Source organism: [Scytonema hofmanni] UTEX 2349 (assembly GCF_000582685.1).
Taxonomy (GTDB): domain Bacteria; phylum Cyanobacteriota; class Cyanobacteriia; order Cyanobacteriales; family Nostocaceae; genus Hassallia; species Hassallia hofmanni.
Genome location: NZ_ALWD01000163.1, coordinates 1 through 18,935 on the forward strand (window position 1 = coordinate 1; position 18,935 = coordinate 18,935).

Here is an 18,935-nt window from a genome sequence, read left to right on the forward strand (position 1 = left end):
CAACTATGGTCGGGCAGACCAAAAGTCAACGCTTGGGGAGAGAACCACCTCTGGCTTAGATACCGCAAGGGGTCTAAGTTAAGTGGACTCGTTGAACCAAGAATCCTCATACCGCGATAGTTGAGGAGTGTCAACTGCTAAAATCCTTTAGAATAACCGCGCTTTGGCAGTTATACGGTAGTTTTCAAATCCTTGTCCTACTGTTTCCCGTTGCTTTGCCTGGTTTTGACCATCAACAGAGCGAGAGATATTAGTCAAGTTGATATTTGCTAAATCTTGCGATTGTTGCTGTTTCAATCCGTCAGCCCGCATCGCTCCTAAGATTGCTGCTTGTTGGGCGTTTTGTTGAGCGATTTGCTTCATCACGTTTTGCGTCACAACTTCGCCTTGAGCAGTTGTTGCTTGTTGCTGGACTCGCTCAATCGATTGTTGAGTGCGCTGAACTTGTTCTTTTTGGCGTTCTTGACCTTCTTTACCTAACGTTGAAGCACTGACCGCACGGGTAATTTGGCGATCAACTTCGTTGGTTGCGTTCTCAACCGGGTTAACTGGAACATCTGTATGATCCCCTATTTTCTCAACTTCTTTTCTTGCAACAGTCGGGTCGGGTAAGCCCAATGCACCCATTGCTTCATCAATGGCAGCTTGTAAATCTCCCCCCAAAGATTCAGCTAAGGGTTGAATTTTGTCAGAGAGGATGGAGGACACATAATTTTGCAGAGAACCAAGTTGAGAAGTAAATTGCTCAAACACCTGAGCTAAAGGGTTATCGCCTTGGAAGGGAAGGGTTGTAGCAAGAGAAGGACTGTTTGCAGTTGATAGGAGTGCGATCGCCATAGCTGTACCAAATACAACTTTTTTCCACTGACCTGCTTTCATAAATCCTCCAGAATTTTAGTTGATTGCAAACTTTGTTACCAAGAAGGGGAAAAGGGGAAAGGCTAAGGGGTAAAGGAAAAAGAAAAAACTTTTCCCCACATGGTATAAAGCCCCTTCGCATTAAATATGGACACATCTATTGGAAGATTTTTGAGACACTCATGCGCTCATTAATCAGCATCCTTACGCTCTTATTCCCCTCCGCATTAAATATGGGGTTTATGAGTCCCCTTTCCCCTTTCCCCTTTCCCCTTTCCCCCTCTTTCTCATAGTGATTCCACTAACTGTTTAGAAAACTCAGTGAGTGCTACAAACTTGTCAGCATGACGAGCGAGTGCTGTTGTTCTTTGGGCTTGTTCGTCGGGATTATTTGCCACTGCTGCTAGTAAATTTATGGCTGGGTAGTAACGACAAAATGTAAACACTCCAGCATCATCCAACAGCCATTGCGAATAAATCCCAGACTTCTTAGGAAAGAAACTTTCAGTAGCATTCCGCCCAATAATCTCTCGCGGGTACTTGAGAATCGAAACGAAACTATCTACCGCTGTTGGTTGAATCCGACCAATCAGGCGAGTGGTCAAGTTCTGAAAAATCTTGGCACCGGCTGGAGATTTGGCAATCGTGTCAGGGTCTTGAGCTGATAAAATAACTCGAATGCCAGCCTTAGCACCGTTGGCACATAAGCGCCCCACAAGGGCAGCGATTGAGTCATATTCAAACAAAATCGGACTTTCATCGATAAAAAACACACTCGCAGGAGCTGCCAATGCCCGACGCAACGCTGCTGAGTAAGCGCTTAAACTCAAAATGGCTGCATCTTCATCGTTGGACAAGTTACGCAACGCAAAGACGAGTAACCTAGAATCACTGTTAAATGTACTCGGTTGAGAGATTGCCTTACCCACCCGACTACTAAGCCAAAAGCGCAAGCGCAATTTTACTTGCTCTAATCCAGCTTTGGTATCTCCGCTTATTGCGTCCAAGCGCAGTCGTTCGTGGGAGCAAAAGCTCAAGAAGTCAACCAGGGTAGGCATTGCTTGCCATTCAGGGGAACCAAAGCCCGAAGTGAATGCTGCTGCATAGCGATCGCGGATTTGGTCGTCACTGAAAAAGGCAGTAATTGCCAGTGCCAAAATTGACCGCACTGTATCGGTCATCACCAACGAAGCAGCGCCACTTTCGGAGCGCTTTGTTCCCACAATCATTGCCAGCAGCGCCGTTGCTAAGAAATCTTTGTAGTCTTCAAACCGCTCCTGCTGCAATTTTGGGTCGAGCGATCGCAAATTGGGCAACTCGAACAAATTTGAACTTTCCCGCCCGATGTCGAAGTATGCGCCATCTTTCCCCATAAAGCGGGTGTAATCGGTAAACGTGCTACTACCATCTGGTTTGGGATAATCCATCGCTACAACGGGCATTCCATGAGCTAGAGCTTGGGTGAGAATCCCTGCTGCTAGTACTGATTTACCACTCCGGGTTGTGCCGAATAATCCCAGATTCTTGTGCTGGGTATAAAGATTGAGAAAAGTGGGCGTCCCGCCTTCTTCAGCAATGAGTTCAAATCCCGTATTATCTCCGGCTTTTGTTCGCACAAGGGGCATCAATCCAGGGACTTCACCACTGAGGTAAACTAGCCGACGATTGAAGGGAACGGTCATTAAGCGCTCCCAGGTAATCGGGAAAGTTTGTAACCAAAGTCGCCAGGGATATTCAGTTTCGCGCACTACCCAAGCTGGGCGTAAAAACATTGATTGCAGATATCGACACGCCTCATCTAGTTTTTCTCTTGTAGGGCGATGCACTAAAAACACTACAGCAGTGTGGATGGGAACGGCTCCCTCATATAGTTCCTCTTGGGCAGCGATTGACTTTTTGATGTTAAGCAGCGATTTAACATCAACCGAGTTTTTCTCAGTTGCTATCTGAGCGGTAGTATTCGATTGCTTGGTAAGACGCTGCATATTAGTTTTAACTAGCGTCTCGTTCGCTCGCATCAGCTGGCAGTAAATTTCAGTGTCGTACACCCGTTCCCGTGAGACTACCTCCCACAGATAACGCAACTGACGCTCCTTGTCCGTCCACCCACCGGGCTTATCAGCAAAGGTAAGTGCGCCAATATATTTATCTTTCAGGTGTACCCAACGCCGATCGGCAACGGGAATTGATGACTCACTCTCCATCAATAAAGAGGTAGGATGGACTTCTGAGTAAACTTCTTCTCTCAGCCCGTCTTCATCCAAAACTAGCAGTTGGGGGATGTCTCGTGGTGGGGTGTCGTTAAACCGCTGCCAGAGAACTGCCCAAAGTTCCTCTGCATTTAGAGGACGAATATCTAAGCCCATTTTATTGGCGAGTAGTTGTTCCCATAGCTGGTAGCCATCAGTAAAGGATGTGTAGAGTAGACGCTCAATCCGAACAAATTGCATCTCGTTGATTTCACCTGTAAATGACTTCCAGGAACGTTCCAAACGGGACAGCAACTTCTCAATTGCGTCAGTTGTGCCAGCCATATCTGGTTCAACTGTATATGTGCAGTACAATCTCAAAGTTTTTGGTTTACGAACTCCAGTTTTAGTTAATTGGTGGACGCGCGATCGCTCTCCCATGAGCAGATACTGTAATTCTTGGTTGGGAGCAGTTGCAGATAAATTGCGTAGTTCCTTTTGCCTTTTTTCATCTGAAGTAAAAGAGCCAAGATGAATTGTTAAACGTTCTCTGTCAGGTAAATCTTTCAATCCTGATTCAATCGCATCAAACACTGGCTCAATTTCTTCTGTTCGCAATGTGGCATGAATGCCCGCGCATTCAAACCCAAAGTGAATCATGAAGTTGTTCAATCCTTGACGCAGCACATAAGCGCCGACTTGCCTACCTTGAAGATTAATTTGTAACATCGACACCAAGGAAAAAGCATCTTCTAGAGGTGAATAACGAACTTTTGTTGTGCCGTTGTCAACGGTTGCTTTACCAACTTTTGTTTTTACTTTAGGAGTCAAATTATCACCTCCTTGTTTTTTTGACTTTCTTGACTTTTTTGGGTGCGCTGTAATTATTCAGTTGCAACATTCTTTGATATGGTACGCGCACTCTTGTCCAGTTGGGAGTCAGTACAAACTTAGCTAAGAATCGCCAAGCTCTTGACCCTGTAAGCACCCACCAAGTAGATATTCCCCAGGCAGCCACAGCACATGTCCAAATCCAATTCAATTTCAACAAACCGTGACATAAGTAATAAGAGATGCCACAAATAACTGCCCAAGGAATAAGTTGATCTGCTGGAAACGGACCGATATTCGGTTGTTTTCCCAGAGTTGCATTGACAGTGCGGAATTTAGATTTATTCGGCTCCATTCCTATCCTTTAGCGATGCCACCACCACCGCCACCGACAATCAAACTTGCTAGAATATCGCCCATTGTTATTGCAATTAGAATAATCATCGGTGTCCGGGCTAAATTCTGCCAATCCTCATCTTGGCGGGCTGCTTGGATGACCTTGACTAAGGAAATTCCCAAGTAAAGTAAGAACAAGCCTCGTAGCACGTTAAAGACTAAAGGAATCGCCTCACCTGCACTTGTAAACTGCCCGGTCATCCAAGTTTCTGCACCTTGGAAGAACTGAGCATTAGCTGGAGTCGATAGCGCATCTAATAGGAATAAAGCACCCACCAGTGTAAATAAAACAGTGGCAATTTTATAACGGCGGTTGAATCGAGTCAGCCAATTGAAAAAAGGATTTAGTTCGTGTCGCCAGACAATTGCAGCAGTTCCAAAAGTTGCGCTACCGAAAGTTGCAAAGCTGACTAAACTTGCAGTCATAATCATGTCTAATAACATGGTTAGAGTTGCACAAATCATCAATGGATAGATGGTGATTGATTGAGATGAGGGATTATGCGGCACTTGCGATTTGGAAAAACCAGTTTTTTCTGTTTTAAATGTTCTTGATGACATTGGAAAAACACCTTTATGTGTAAAACAAAGCGGATAGCAAAGTTGCTATAGCAGTCCGAAATTATTCGTGAGAAAGAAAACAGACTGAAAAGTCTATAAATACGTACTTTTTCTCTACGTGTTTTCTCACGCTTCAATTAGGATTGCTATATATCTGTGGTAACAGTTTGTCACCAGAACCCCCATCAAACCATTGTTAGAGGTTTGTTACTGACTTCCAGCCATTATTTTTTGGTAATTATTAATAAATTATTAAGGGGTTTTGAAAAAAAGTAGCACTTTCAAGGTTTAATAGCACTGAAAATCTACGTAACGGTAGCAAAATACTTGAGTGCATGTCCATTTTTTACTAAACAATTAAAAATTTAGTAAATTTACTGAAAATATTTGCACTCTATCAACAGATAGAAGTTAAACTCAGGGGCAATCATCAGTTTTGAAAAAGCGCATTTTTGAGGTATAATGTGCGCGAATGGGCTAAAGCGCTTTGGCAACGTCAAACGCCTATTCGCCAATGACAGTAAATGCTGCCAACTGACAGGGATTAGGATATTTTGTCAAGGATGGCATTATCGCTTTTCGCAATGCGATCGCTTTGTCAACTTAATTATTGCAAGTTTTGATAAAATAGAGTTGTTATAAAAAGGCTGTTGATTCATCAGGAACAGCCCACAGGGAAACAACAACACTGGGTACACCTGGACTAATGAAAGAGCGAGATAAACCGATAACACGATCTCCTGTAATTAGTTTTGAGGTGGAGTGAGGAAAAGGGCATGATCGCGCTCTTACTAATTTTCTTTGCTATCAACTTCGTAATGCTTCTCCAACCATTGCAACAAGCCATCCTCGACTGGGGTCAAATAAATCTGCCGTCCCAAAGACTCTAGTACTGTATAGGCACATCGGTCTAGCATTCCACAGTTACGCAAACGAGAAATGCGTTTTTTGATTTGTGGCAGTTGGCGATGTGCTTCTGGGGAATCAATTTTGTTGAGGTTTTCAGGTTTCACGTTTAGGGTAGTATCATGAACGTCAACCTCTAGAGTAAAGTCATTAAGCGCAACAGCGATCGCCCAACAGCCATTGTATTTACGCTCAACACCCTCCAACTTAGTTATGGTGAACACGTCACCTATTTGGCAAAATTCAGTGGCAAGAAATAAAGGCTTTTCCTTCAGCCGTTCGACAATTCCCTTAATAATGCGTCCGCTGGGAGCTTTACCACCAGCTTCTTCTACACCCTGCATCCATGCATCCGCTTGAACTTCTGGTTCAAAATTTGCTTTAGCCAAATCTCGCAATTGACGCTCATTGGTCGGCATCGGAATTTGCCGACCATTGGTCGGCAAAAATTTCTGGATGTTGTCATAAACAACAGCAGCCGCAATCTTTAAGTAAGCAGTGTCGCGACTATAGTTAAAGCGATCGCGGCAATATTCCTCAAAATTACTGTGAGTACTCCGGTATAGCCGCCGTTCCCGCAGTTCTCTCAAGGCACAACCTGCCTCATAAAATGCCCGTTCTATTTTTAGCTCTAACCGATGGCGGTCATCTGCTTCGTCCTGGGTTAGCTCCTCTAGTACCTCGACTGCAACTACTACAGTATCAGCAGATGGTAATTCCGACTCTGTTGAAAATTCTTCCGAGTGCATGGGTTCGCACTGTAGAGGATTACAGGACGTAGCGGCTGAAATCTCGCTATCACTTTTTTTTAATACCTTGTTATCTTTGTTTGCATCAACTTCTTCACCAGGTTTGAATTTAACTTCAGTAACTGTCATAGTTAATACCTATTCAAAAGTGCTGAAACTTTTGTATGGGGAAACTTTGGGTCGAGGTAGGGTTGTTGTACGTTTTTATGGTCTGAGTATACCCATCTAACTATTGGGTGCATCAGCTATGTAATGTTAGTTAGGATGCAGTTATTACCTATCTTTTGAAGGTAAGCGTACCTGACTACCTCAAAAACGGGGTACAACACTTTTACACCGGGATAAATGGCAACAAAAGTTGGTGTTAAGAGTGCGCTTGCACCTAGCTTGATGGTGCTTTTCGGATTTGTCCTTCAAAGACATACATCACCCCGTCTGCATCAAAGAAAGTGAATTGCTGCGTTTTTTCAATTAAATTGGCAATTCTCATGCAAGCATCGATGAAATATCCACCAATCCGTTCCCCAGCCAGAGTCAACACCTCAATAGGCTGAAGCTTGGGGTTATCTTCTAGCCCATTCTCTACAATTGATTCCGGTTGTGATGTCAATACCTCAACAGGCTGGAGATTGTGGTCGTGTTCATTGCTACTTGTAGCCATTGCATTTACATCTTGCTCTGTCTTTTCAGTCACTTCTGAGGAAATGGAGTTAGCGATCGCTACGTCTGCCACTATTTCAGTAGATTCTTGTCCCTGACCTTGAAAAGCTTTAAGCGCTTCACAATCTGATAACTCATCTGTATAGTTGGTTGCCAGAGAATCCTGACACTGAAAAACTTGCCCAGCATCACTATCTAATAGCGGGAGGCTTGGTACATCGGCTAACTCAAGGAGATGAGGTGCATTATCGTCTTTGCTTACGCCTGGGGTTTCTATAATTACACTCATTGGGAACTTTAGATCGACGCTGGGTGGATTGTCGGATTTGCTTACGCCTGGGGTTTCTATATTTAACGATTCATCAATTGACAATTGACATTCCGATTGACCCTCCTGGTCAATCGAATCAATGCCAGTTACAGTAGGCATTTCAGCATTGAAATTGACAAATTGACATGACTCTACATTTTCCACGTCCAATGAGGAATTTAAGTGGTGACTAGTGACCTGCTCTTTCACAACATCTGCTGCAACCTCTATATTCCGTGCTTTATCTACTGTCGTATGCGATAGACTAATGACCTGCTCTTTCACAACATCTGCCGCAACACGAGTGTCAAACGAGTCAATTATGTTGTCAAATGCAGTTTTGATAGGCGTTTCAAGGACTGACACTTGTGTCAATTTTGTGTCAATTTTGTCAATTCCTTTCGGTGGTACACTGTTTGCCATATAGACTGAATTGGAGCCAGAACCTTCAACACGACCCCAACCCGCAGCTGCCATCATTTCCATCAGTTGGCGAATTTCAAAAGTTGTTTTTTTCCGCAGAGCGCGAATACTACTTTTGAGCATGGAAGCTGTAGCTCCTCCCACTTGTTCAGCTAACTTCTGGATTTTCAGACCCCAAGATGTCAGTCCTGATTCCGGGGAGTTTTGAGTATGAATTAATTTATGCTGCCAAAGAAAATAAGCCGCTAGCTCAATTGCTTTTTCCATCGTGTCCCCAGAAATCACCTGGGTCGGAGTTTCACCTGCTAACACAGCATTAACAATGTGTAACCACAGCGCCAATCGCGCTGTATAAGCTTCAATCTTGGGATATACTATCCTTATTCCATAGGACTGTTCAGCAACTTGGGCATCTACAAGAGAATGCTGCCACACCTCAAAAAACATAGCTGCATCTGTGCTTAAAAAGTAGTCTTTTTCTGGCACCTGGGCAAGTTTTATGTAAAGCTGACGCAGCGCTTGGGAGATACCAGTATGGGGAGCAGGATTTTCTCCAACTAACCGCAGATAACGTTTTGGAGACTTAGCAGCGCAGAACAACCACCGAGCAAAACTGCCGTTGTAGTCATTGTGATCTCCCATTATTGCAGATAAAACTTCCCACTGGATGCTGCCCGTGCGGGAGATGGCACTTTTGGGTAAACATACAGATTTTTCTGAGCGATCGTAAATAATTGCAGATCCATTAAATTGATCGAGTTCCTGCTCTTCATCAGCTCCCAAACCACCGCGATACTGATTGCGGGTTTTAAATAGCCCTACTAGTTCATCTCGGTAGTACAATACCCCCCGTGGGTTTTCGCCATGAATCCGCTGCAATGTTTCCAGTGTACTGTCTTTAGTTATGTAGCGTTTGCGGATAGGTACTTTTAAAGACTCTTCTGATGAGTCGTCCTGCTTTTTACCTTTATGTGCTGCTTGTAACTTACTATAGTCGGCTGCTTCTATTTGATAGCGTTCAAAAGCTGAGGTTTCTAATTCTACCAATGGGTCAATAATTACTCGCTGTGCCGGAGTTTTTACGGAGCCAGAGTCAGCGACAATGCTCGTCCACATTACCATTGGTTGGGTGTAGTTGGCGGACGGTTTGACAACTATCCGTGCTGCCGAGCCAATCTGAGATGCCGCAGTTGCCAGAAGCGTCGTGAATAAAAATTCCGGAGCTGTAGGCATGGCGTTTGCGGTATCAATTAATAGTCGTGCGAACTTAGGTTCGAGTAATCGGGTAAGGTCAAGTTGTTGAGGACAAGTTTTAAGCAGAGATGAAAGTTTCTGCGTGGCAACTAAAGTATCAAAGTCGAAATCTACTTCATCTGTGAGTATTTTAGCTAGCTGCTCAATTTGCCGATATGGAAGCTTTAGCAAATTAGCCAAATCCATCAGTGCGATCGCTCGCATTGACTCAGAATCATGGCGGCTTAAAATTTCTAAAATGCGATCGCGCAAGGAGTTCGATCGCCGAACATTTGCGTCAGCTTTATCAGATTCGCGCTGTGTGTTATCTGAAACAGGCTGCTTCTTCCCAACACTGGAAACATCATCAAAATCAGGATTACCAGAATTAGCTGATGAATTTTGATTCGGCTTGACATGAGTATTCCAGTACCAAGCCTTAATGCAAGTTTCCACACCTTCAGAAGTGCAACTAGGACCTGGGTGGTCTTTCTCGGCTGATTTCCAGATGCTATTAACTTCTTTGGTTGGCAGTGATGGGGTGCAGCGATCGGCATAATCCTGTAAAAGTTGCAGTGGATCACCGTCAAACTGTTGACCGATGCTAGTAAAGTGATTGGCAGTACCAATTAAATCTCGTGCAAGTTTTGCCCCATTGGTATTGCGACCTCCTTCGTTTACCCCAAAGTTAAGCAAAGCGCGAGACTCTTTGGAGAGGCAGACTTCGAGCGGTACTGCAACTGGTACAGGTACAGAAATATCTTCATAGCGAGTATACTGTTGCTGGTGTGCAGTCGGTTCAAAGTGCGATCGCTCTGCGTCAGCGAGTAAATTGCGTTCAGCAGATCGCATGGCTTCACGCTTTTCTTCAACTGACTCAGGATGTTGCTGTTGCGCTGGAACAGAGGAACGCAATTGTTCATAGGTGTATTTCAGACCAGACTGGGAAATAATATCGCAACGTAGCGGCTTTTCCCCTGGCTTAATGTGCCATGCTCCAGCCAATCGCATCACCCGACTAGGATTTTTGATGGCTGGATCAGCGTTGGTGTATATCAGTAAGTCCGTTTGCAACTGCTTCCAATCTTCAACAGAAATGGGTTTTTCAAACACCCAGTAAGAATGGACGGATTTGCGAGTCTGGACTTGAAAGGTTGGTTCTGGTAGCGAGAGTATTTGCCACAAATCCCGCTGTAATTCTATTTCTAAGTCGTCATGCTCAATAAAAACCGCACGGCAAAGTTGAACATTTTCATCTTTATGACCACCGCCGTTGATCACAAAATATACACCGTAACCTTGCTGCTGCCACTGCAAAATTTGTTTGAAGTTGATTTTATCGGCTTTGCGTGCTGTGCCTGGAGCATAACGAGGGTCTTCTTTGGGCAAGAAAGCTCGGACATAAACAGCATCACCGCGCTGATATCCCAAAAGTTCTAGCTGCTTAATCGCTTGGGAGGTATCAATTTCAAATGATGGAAATTGTGTAGTCATGACCAAGCACCCTCCTTGTTCAAAGTAGGGGTGAGCTTGGAGACAATAGCTAATGTAAAATTGCGGTATTTAAAGCAAATGGCAGTAAATCGCTGTTTAATGCCAGTTTTTAAATCTATTTGGCTAGAAAAAGTCAAATTGATGGAGGTTACTTTCATTGAATACGGACTCCGTGAGTTTTTCGGTTTACGAAGCCGGTATCACAGCAAAAGTATAGTTCTCCACGCTTACCATTTAACGAAAATTTTGCTAAAGTCTAGATAGTGTTGGCTATCTGGATTTTTGTTCCATGCAGTTAGCGCTGCTTGGAGACTTTAGCAAACTTCCCGTTTCAAACTTCGGTAAGTCGGTGAGAACAGTTACTTTTGCTGTTTTCTCCGGCTTTTTAAATGTCAGGACAGTTCGGGGTTGTTGAATCTGGGTATAGGTATTCCTCTAGTTTTTGGTTTATGTAAGTAGGACAAAAATAAGCCAATTCGTACCCCATAGGGATGTCTATTAGCGTAGCCTGTTTTAGGGGCATATGATAGCCCGTTTCAAACCGAAGTGCTTTTGGTTGTCAATATGGCATCCATATGCAGCACTTAGCTAAAGCGACAGTCACAAACAAGTAGGCTGTCAAGTTTAGAACTTAGCATTTAAAAATTTCACTTTCAAGGGGTCAAAATTGCCTATACGCCGGACTCACATATGACTTATACGCCGGACTCACGGATAAAAATGTATCTGGTACTTACGGGAACAAAGGTACAAAATAGGCTAAACTTACGGAGAGAACTCTACGCCGGACTCACGGATAAAGTTTTACAAGCCTTACCGCGTAAGTCATCAAAAAGTCAACCCGAAAAAAATGTACGCCGGACTCACGGATAAAAATGTACGCCGGACTCACGGATAAAACAAGGTGATGTGTGCTGGGCTTACGGAGAAAACTCTACGCCGGACTCACGGATAAAAGACTCAAAATCATACGCCGGACTCACGGATGATTGTTGAGATTTGTTACATTTCGGAACTGCCCATTTCTAAAATGCTGAGGAAACTGCCCAAGACTGCACACTCTTGATAGAATTTGTTCAAAGTAGTAGAGAGTAAGTGTGAACAAAAAAGACACTGCTTTTCCAGTGGACGGACAGTTGCTAATGATATTACCTAGAGCGGGAGCCTCCATCAGAAACCCTGATGTGCGATTACCAGTTTTCAGCGCTGATGCAGAAGGATATTATCTGGAGATGCGGGTTGCTGGTAATTCCAAAGACAACAGCGAAGTTGCTCTTACCCGTCGTGTTCGACTAGATGAACTTTCAGAAGAGGAGTGGGAAGAAATAAAAGAGCAGTATGCTAATTTCGATTTAAAAGCTTGTAAAGATGAAGGAATTAGCAAAGGACTAGAGAACATTCAAGACCTACGGGTTCAGCGCTTGTTTGTAGCATTGCTTACCTTTCTAAATCCGAGGCAAGTTGCAATTGTGTTATTTCTATACAAGCAAGCGCGAGAGCAGGGTAAAGGTTCTCTGGTTTATTTTCGGTCTAACGATTTGTTAGAAAGCTTGGGCTATACCCGTGCTAAGGATGGTAGTTTCACAACTAGATTGCGATCGCAACTTAACCAAGACTTAGTTACCCTTCACAGAACAGAACTCGTGTTTGCCAAGTCTTTGAAAAAAGGCAACACAATGGGAGCGAAGGTGATCGTTAAAAGTATCCTCCGCATTCGAGATTACGAAATCGATAATCTGCCGCGAGACTTTGATTTAGCAAAGGCTGCCGATTACACTTATGAATTGGCAGATGCTTACACGGTAGCACTGGAATTCTTTGAAGGACCCGAACGGACGGGTGACTATGTTCTGTTTTCAAACAGCATTGACACTAAGCAAAAGCAAGGGAATAATGCCAAGCATGATTACAAGATGAAACTCCTAGTTTATCTTGCTAGCCGAATGAAATGGGATAAGCTAATTGATGGACAATATCTACACATTTCTAAACAATATCTTTTGAAGAATCTGGATTTGTTGGGCAGTAATCCGTCTAGGAGCAGCCAAATTTTATGGCGAACAATAGAAGAATTGCAAACTGAGGGGTATATTTTAGATGCTCAAGAGATACCTGGAAAGCGGAAGATTGCCAGTATCGAGTTTCAAATCAATTCTCAAAAATTACGTTGTAATTAAAAAGCACTTGTTTCATCAAGATTGACGCATAGAAATGAAAAAATACCAATTACGCGCAATAAGTATAACATGGCTCTCAGTGTTTGCCTTAACTACGAAAACTTACAATTAGACCATTTTGGTATAGTCTTGCCAAATATAATAAACTGCTGTTAACCTTACAAATTGTGTAAAAGTTAGCAGTGGACGCGCTTGGAAATCAGATCAGAGAATCTCAACCAACGTTCTTTAATTTGGTAGTTTAGAATCAATATTTTCTGGAAGATTTGAGGGACTTGCAAAACGCTGCGTCTGTAGAGCAGTCACAGCACGATTGGAACGGTTGGGTATCTTTGGATATAGCTCAGTCATGGCGATCGCCGCCCCTGACGGGGCATGAGAAACGAAAACCTAGCACTCGCTACACGCTAGTAAACACTACAACAATTTACACAATGGACACCCAGAATTTTCTGACACTGCTATTCGACGCGATCGCACTTTTGTTCATCGTCATCGTCACATTCGACTTCATCACATTCATATCCATTTCGACACTGCACCAGAAACGGACAGTGGTCAACCCCGTAAAAGATGAAAATGAGCAACAACCCAATGTGATTGATATGGCTCATTCCAAAAGTACTTTCTCACCTGTCCCAGAAACTACCGCACCTGTTAATAACTCGCTTCAAGGAATAGACATTGAGAAGCTACAACTGCGCCCAGCACGCAAGATAGCCAAAGCTTTAAACATTGCTCAGAAAGTAGATGGTAAAGATGCACCCGTATCCTGGTTGCGATCGCAGATCAAGGCACGACTCAAAGACCAACCAGTCCAAACAGCCGAGGTGATTTCATCAATATTACAACAAGCTAGTTAGCACAAAAACTTGGCATATTGTGGGGGTGGCAACTGCTGCCCCGACTGCCTCAACTATCCACGCCATTGAGCCTTTCATAACCGTTCAGACAAACTTAGAAGGACTAACCACTTTACGATTATTGCAGCAACCAACCAAAGGTAACAGAAATCAAGATGTGTTCACACACAATGATGGTTGGAATAATTGAAGAGCGCTAATATGACATTCAATAAATTCAGTTTGGTCAGAGCCAGCACACTTGAAGCTTTGCGATTGCACTGCCAAAGTTTAATACCACAAATGACACCCGATGTTAGTAAATACGCTCCTGGTCGATATCGCTTCTGGCTATTCCACGAAGCTTTGCTATCTCAAAATCGCATTATCTCCGCGCATTTTGACCAGCGCTTGTGGGATTTCTGCCAACGCATCTATCCTGGTTCTAACATTGCCTTACTCACCTTCGGCGGAGAAGCGCAAGGCATTAACAGTAAAGGAACCATAGCTTTGCACAGAGACGATACCTATGCGATAGAACACGCTTGTGGTGTTAATCTTGGTACTGCTACATTTGCTTACAACACTGATAGAAAAAGCAGCAATCCAAATGCTTCAACTATTAAAAAACTTCAGCTTAATCATGGCGATATCTACAGCTTCAATTGCAAACATCAACACGGAGTTTTAGAACATTCTGCTGAACGATTCAGCCTCAATATCTGGACTGTGCGAAAGAACTTAGATAAATACCCTGACTTTGCTTTCTTACCCAACAATTCACCAGTTACTCAAATAGTTTTGTAAATCATAATAACTAATCACTCCCCATAAACGGGAGTTTTATTTTTAGGATTGCAACTGGCACATTTAGTTATTTGTTGTTAATAAACAAAGCTGTGAGGCTTTTAATTTTCTCGTTGAGGCAGAGAGGGGGGAGGGGGAGAAAGTTTGAGGCTTTGGTTCTAAATTTTAAGCATTGTAAATTGTAAACGCAACAGCTTATTGCACCTTAACTTCGTTGAAGGAGGGGAATTTCTAGCAGCTTTCGTTAAAAACACTATGTTAATTATTTTGGCTCACGCCAAAGCATTATTGATATTTCATTTGAGTGATATGAGAAAAACATCCACTATTATTCATCCTGCACCCGTCGATGACTCGCTGCCAATGCCAGATACAAAGGCAGTAGAAGCAGCACCAGTAGTTGAGGAGAAAATCGAACTTACACCCCAAATCCTCACTCTCAATACTGTCAACTTGGTTGGTCGGGTTGGTGCAGACCCGGAAATGCGCTTCTTTGAGTCGGGGAGCGTCAAAGCTACTTTATCACTGGCGGTGCGACGACGGGCTAAGGACGCGCCCCCGGATTGGTTCAATATCGAATTGTGGGGAAAGACAGCAGAAATTGCTGCCAACTACGTCCGTAAAGGCGACCAAGTTGGTGTAACTGGCTACCTCAAAATTGACACATGGAATGACTGCACAACAGGTACTCTGCGTTCCAAACCTATTGTTAACGCCAATCAGTTACACCTACTAGGGTCTAAACAAGACAGACCCCAAGCTGAAGACGACACTAATCTTGACACTTTTTAGGAGCTACCCATGAACGATTGCACAATAGCCATTACCATAGTCGCCGCTCCGGAATATCGACACACTCGCAACGGCGACCATATCGCTCAATGTTTAGGAGCATTTTATAGTCCTCATCATAATGAAAAGGACGCACCTCCTCCTCCTTCAACCATCAAAGTAGTGGCGTGGGGAGAAAACCTTGCCACGCAACTTAGTAGTCTGCGCTCCTCACAGCAATGCGTAATTCAGGGACGCTTGCAAATGAACACAGTTGAACGACCGGAGGGATTCAAAGAAAAGTTAGCCGAACTGACGGCTGAAAGAATTATCTCGATCTAGCTTCAGAAAAGTTGCCTTTCCACCTGGAAGGGCTTTCTTTCTGCCGGCTCATGCACGGAGTGAAAGTCAAATTTTGAAATTTATATGTCCATTGCAATGAACATCATCACAATCACATTCGCTCATCAGTTAGCTAAGTCACCCAAATACACTTTCGGCGATCGCGTTGCAATTACCAGCAACTGCCAACCCAAAGAATGGGCAAAGGGCAAAATTACCGGGCTGCGACTCGATGATTATTCTGCAAGTATCTGGAATTATACAGTCAATTTGGATTATCCGCAAGGCTACTGCGAAGAATGGTCTGAAGAGGATTTAGTGGCAGAAAATGAACTTGCATCATGTCAGTAGGAGTGGAAGAAACCAGATCCTCGCTGTATGACGAAGTTGGCATGAAGTTACTGTAACTGTGTTTTGTGAAATCGACGGTGTTGGGCGGATATACACGCTTTTAACGCTGTCGGTTTTTTTTGATATTGCTGCCTCACGGCAGTCCGGGGAGGAAATTTAGGTTTATGCAGATTGTCATGAGTCAATCAGAATTTTCCAAACCCGACTACGCTGCCCTCGTCAAAGCGGTGTCTCATTCCTCACCCACGCCAGAAGACTGGCTTGCAGTTGGACAGCCAATTTACTCTCCTACTTACGGCTTTGGTCAAGTGATTGGGGTGTTGGGTTCTCGGTTAGTCGTTGATTTCGAGAAGTTAGCCTCTCATGTATCTTTCCCCAACTGGCAGAACGCAGTGGAATCTGGAAGCGTTGTCAAAGCGGAAGACGCACCCGTGCAAACGACCAGTCCAGTTTTCGACTTGGATCAGATTTCTCATCCCGTCTTCAAAGATGTTGCGGCAGAATTTGCAGACAACCTGATAGCGGTGGAAACTACTCTGCCCGATGATGGCGAACTGTATTCACTGCCTGATGACCTGCCTGCTGCACTCAGAACTGCACTTTTGAAAACTGGTATCAGCCAAATTTACTCTCATCAACTAGAGTCATTGACAGCACTGCGTTCCGGTAAGGATATCTCCATCCTGACTCCAACCGCCAGCGGCAAGACCTGGTGCTTCAACATTGCTGTTGTTGAATCGTGCCTCACCAGTAATGCGACTGCATTGTATTTGTACCCGCTTAAGGCGCTGGCAGTTGACCAAATTGGCAAGTTGCGATCGCTCGTTTCCCAACTACCCAAAGACGAACAAATTAAGGTAGGCTTGATGACAGGCGACACCTCAATTATAGAACGGCAGCGGTTGTTTAGCCCGAATCCACCCCAGATTTTGGGAGTCAGCCCCGATCTGCTGCACTACCAGCTTTACAATGTACGAAAGAAAGACGAAGGCGAGTCGTTCCGCGAGTTCTTGCGGCGGTTACGCTACGTAGTCATTGACGAATCGCATACCTATGTAGCAACCTTTGGTGCCAATTTCACCAACCTCATGCGACGGCTGCGGGTTGCAGTTGATAGTGTTGGCGGGGATTCAAATTGTTTGCAATGGGTCTTCAGCAGTGCCACAATTGGCAATCCGGCTGAAATGGCACTGCGCTTTTCGGGGCGGGAGACAACACCAGAGCGGTTGCAGTTGATTTCGCGCAGCGGGGCTTTTATTGCAGGACGGACAACTCTGTGTCTGAAGCCTAGCAGCAATGCTAATCCCGATGCTGCCAAAATTATCCTCAAAATGCTGCTTCATGAACTTACGGGGATTTGTTTCTGCAACAATCGCTCTGCGGTTAAGAGTTTGTTGAGCATAATCAAGCAAGAAGCCCGCAAACAGGATTGTTCGCATCTTGCTGATGGAGTAGCTATCTTCTACGGCTCATTGCGAAGCGATCGCCGCAGTGACATTATCCAGCAGTTGCAGTCAGGTAAAATTCGGTGGATTCTGAGTACGTCGGCTCTTGAAGCGGGACTAGATTTACCCGAACTCGATTGCTGTTTGGTGCGCGGCTGGCCTGGAAGTTTAATGTCATTCAGGCAGCGAATCGGTCGCGCTGGTCGGCGAAATCCTGGGCTAGTCATCTTCCTGCCAGTAGCTCAAAGCCCCCTGGATAACTATTACAGCGCCAATCCCGACGTATTACTGCACTCAATAGCTGAAAGCGCTAGTTTCAATCCCGATTATCCCATACTGCTGGGCAAGCACCTGATGGCATCTGCTGTGGAAAGCGGTATTCCTATTGCTATGCTAACTCATTACTTTGGGGAACGAGCGCCTGCTGTGGCTGATGTCCTCATGAACCAGAATCAACTGTTTCTCAGCCGAAACGGACAACTTTGGGGACGCGGCTATCCTCACAAGGAAATCAATTTGCGAGGAAATGCAATGACGAGTGTCAAGTTGATTGACAACCTTACTGGCGAGGACTTTGAAGAAATGTCTCTTGACATGGCTTTCCGAGAGGTTTTCCCCGGTGCTATCTACAGCGCTCAGAATACGGAAGGTGAGATTGCCAAATACAAATCGACCGCGCTGGATGTTAGCCAACGAATAGCAATTTTAAACCCTATAAATTCTAAAAGCAACACTTTCACCATAGCTGAGACTGATTTGGACATCAAGATGCTCGAACTTCTGGCGGACTCCAAAACAGTCGCGCTTTCTATCCCCAAAGGTGAGTTAAAACTGACTCTGGGCTGGGGTGAAATTACATCATCGGTGACTGGCTACAAGTTGTGTGTCAAAAACTACGAACTAACTTGCACTTCTTCCGGATGTCGCAATTACCACCGTCCCGTTTCTGGCAAGTCATGTATGCATTGCGGTTCTAGCCTTAAGAATGTCGAACTCGTAACCGTCATTGATGAAGTTGCGTTTGAGAAGCCCTACTGCACCCAGTACAAAACACCCATAGTAAAGGTAGAAATCAATGACGCAATTAAACAGCTAATTTCAACCCAGGTCGGACAAATTAAGGAACAAGTTCTTCATTCTACTAGCACAAACATTCCGTCTGCCTATGCTGCCTTGTGGGAAGCAGCTGCTGACTCTATTGCCCTCCACAGCATGGGTCATCAAATGATATTTGCCGTGCCGCTCGTCATCCTCAGTTCCAGCCTCGATTTAAACTACATCGTGGTTGAGGAAGGCGAAACCGTGGGCTATTTCTACGATGCGGTAGATGGAGGAAATGGCTGTAGTGAAGCGATATTCCATCAGTTTCAGAAGTTTGCTGATAGTGCTGCATCGCTCTCAACAGCTTGTAGTTGTGAAGCTGGCTGTCCCAAATGCTTGCACTTGCATAGCTGTCCTCAAGGCAACTCGGCGCTTAATAAAATAGTCGGGCTGACGCTGCTGGAGGCGATCGCTTCCGTCGCATCCGATGCTGTGTCCATATCTGCGGATACAGCCAATCGCGCTTAGGCGATCACAACCGACTAAACC

Annotated in this window: 15 protein-coding genes; 8 read left to right on the top strand and 7 right to left on the bottom strand. The window is 44.4% G+C overall.

The genetic code is table 11. The annotated features are described in order from the left end of the window. Positions 1-147 precede the first annotated feature (147 nt). The 7 genes from TOL9009_RS0101710 to TOL9009_RS0101735 form a co-directional block, all read right to left on the bottom strand. The gene (locus TOL9009_RS0101710; RefSeq protein WP_029630749.1) at positions 148-879 is read right to left on the bottom strand and encodes a hypothetical protein; all 732 of its coding nucleotides are present in this window, start codon (positions 877-879) and stop codon (positions 148-150) included. 266 nt (positions 880-1,145) lie between these two features. After that, positions 1,146-3,878 (bottom strand): hypothetical protein, encoded by a 2,733-nt coding sequence (locus tag TOL9009_RS0101715; RefSeq protein WP_029630750.1) that lies wholly within the window; start codon positions 3,876-3,878, stop codon positions 1,146-1,148. A 4-nt stretch (positions 3,879-3,882) separates the two neighbouring features. Further along, on the bottom strand, positions 3,883-4,233 hold the full coding sequence (locus tag TOL9009_RS0101720) for a hypothetical protein (RefSeq protein WP_029630751.1): 351 nt from the start codon (positions 4,231-4,233) through the stop codon (positions 3,883-3,885). Positions 4,234-4,235: 2 nt separating this feature from the next. Further along, complete coding sequence (locus tag TOL9009_RS37475; protein WP_051502741.1) at positions 4,236-4,835, bottom strand: hypothetical protein; 600 nt, start codon at positions 4,833-4,835, stop codon at positions 4,236-4,238. Between the two features lie 636 nt (positions 4,836-5,471). After that, entirely contained in the window at positions 5,472-5,582 is a 111-nt protein-coding gene (locus TOL9009_RS48315; RefSeq protein ID WP_221928626.1) for a CHAT domain-containing protein, read from the bottom strand. 44 nt (positions 5,583-5,626) lie between these two features. Continuing rightward, a complete protein-coding gene (locus tag TOL9009_RS0101730) occupies positions 5,627-6,619 on the bottom strand; it encodes a hypothetical protein (protein ID WP_029630752.1) in 993 nt (330 codons plus the stop codon). 253 nt (positions 6,620-6,872) lie between these two features. Then, on the bottom strand, positions 6,873-10,610 hold the full coding sequence (locus TOL9009_RS0101735; RefSeq protein WP_029630753.1) for a DUF3987 domain-containing protein: 3,738 nt from the start codon (positions 10,608-10,610) through the stop codon (positions 6,873-6,875). A gap of 1,097 nt (positions 10,611-11,707) precedes the next feature. Here TOL9009_RS0101735 and TOL9009_RS0101745 point away from each other — a divergent pair. The 8 genes from TOL9009_RS0101745 to TOL9009_RS37485 all read left to right on the top strand — a co-directional run bounded on the left by TOL9009_RS0101745 (position 11,708) and on the right by TOL9009_RS37485 (position 18,914). Further along, positions 11,708-12,787: a hypothetical protein gene (locus tag TOL9009_RS0101745; RefSeq protein WP_029630754.1), complete on the top strand. Its 1,080-nt coding sequence runs from the start codon at positions 11,708-11,710 to the stop codon at positions 12,785-12,787. Positions 12,788-13,062: 275 nt separating this feature from the next. Then, positions 13,063-13,650 (top strand): hypothetical protein, encoded by a 588-nt coding sequence (locus TOL9009_RS44985; RefSeq protein ID WP_221928625.1) that lies wholly within the window; start codon positions 13,063-13,065, stop codon positions 13,648-13,650. Positions 13,651-13,675: 25 nt separating this feature from the next. Then, complete coding sequence (locus TOL9009_RS46770; RefSeq protein WP_186227451.1) at positions 13,676-13,840, top strand: hypothetical protein; 165 nt, start codon at positions 13,676-13,678, stop codon at positions 13,838-13,840. Between the two features lie 11 nt (positions 13,841-13,851). After that, the gene (locus TOL9009_RS0101760; protein WP_029630756.1) at positions 13,852-14,436 is read left to right on the top strand and encodes a hypothetical protein; all 585 of its coding nucleotides are present in this window, start codon (positions 13,852-13,854) and stop codon (positions 14,434-14,436) included. A gap of 429 nt (positions 14,437-14,865) precedes the next feature. Next, positions 14,866-15,228, top strand: a complete 363-nt coding sequence (locus TOL9009_RS0101765) for a single-stranded DNA-binding protein (RefSeq protein ID WP_029630757.1) — start codon at positions 14,866-14,868, stop codon at positions 15,226-15,228. Positions 15,229-15,237: 9 nt separating this feature from the next. Continuing rightward, positions 15,238-15,549 carry a single-stranded DNA-binding protein gene (locus TOL9009_RS37480; protein ID WP_038295765.1) on the top strand — a complete coding sequence of 104 codons (312 nt, stop codon included), beginning with the start codon at positions 15,238-15,240 and terminating at the stop codon, positions 15,547-15,549. 84 nt (positions 15,550-15,633) lie between these two features. Further along, positions 15,634-15,900, top strand: a complete 267-nt coding sequence (locus TOL9009_RS0101775) for a hypothetical protein (protein ID WP_242055215.1) — start codon at positions 15,634-15,636, stop codon at positions 15,898-15,900. Positions 15,901-16,064: 164 nt separating this feature from the next. After that, positions 16,065-18,914, top strand: coding sequence for a DEAD/DEAH box helicase (locus tag TOL9009_RS37485; protein ID WP_144238113.1), 2,850 nt, complete (start codon positions 16,065-16,067; stop codon positions 18,912-18,914). Positions 18,915-18,935: the final 21 nt, after the last annotated feature.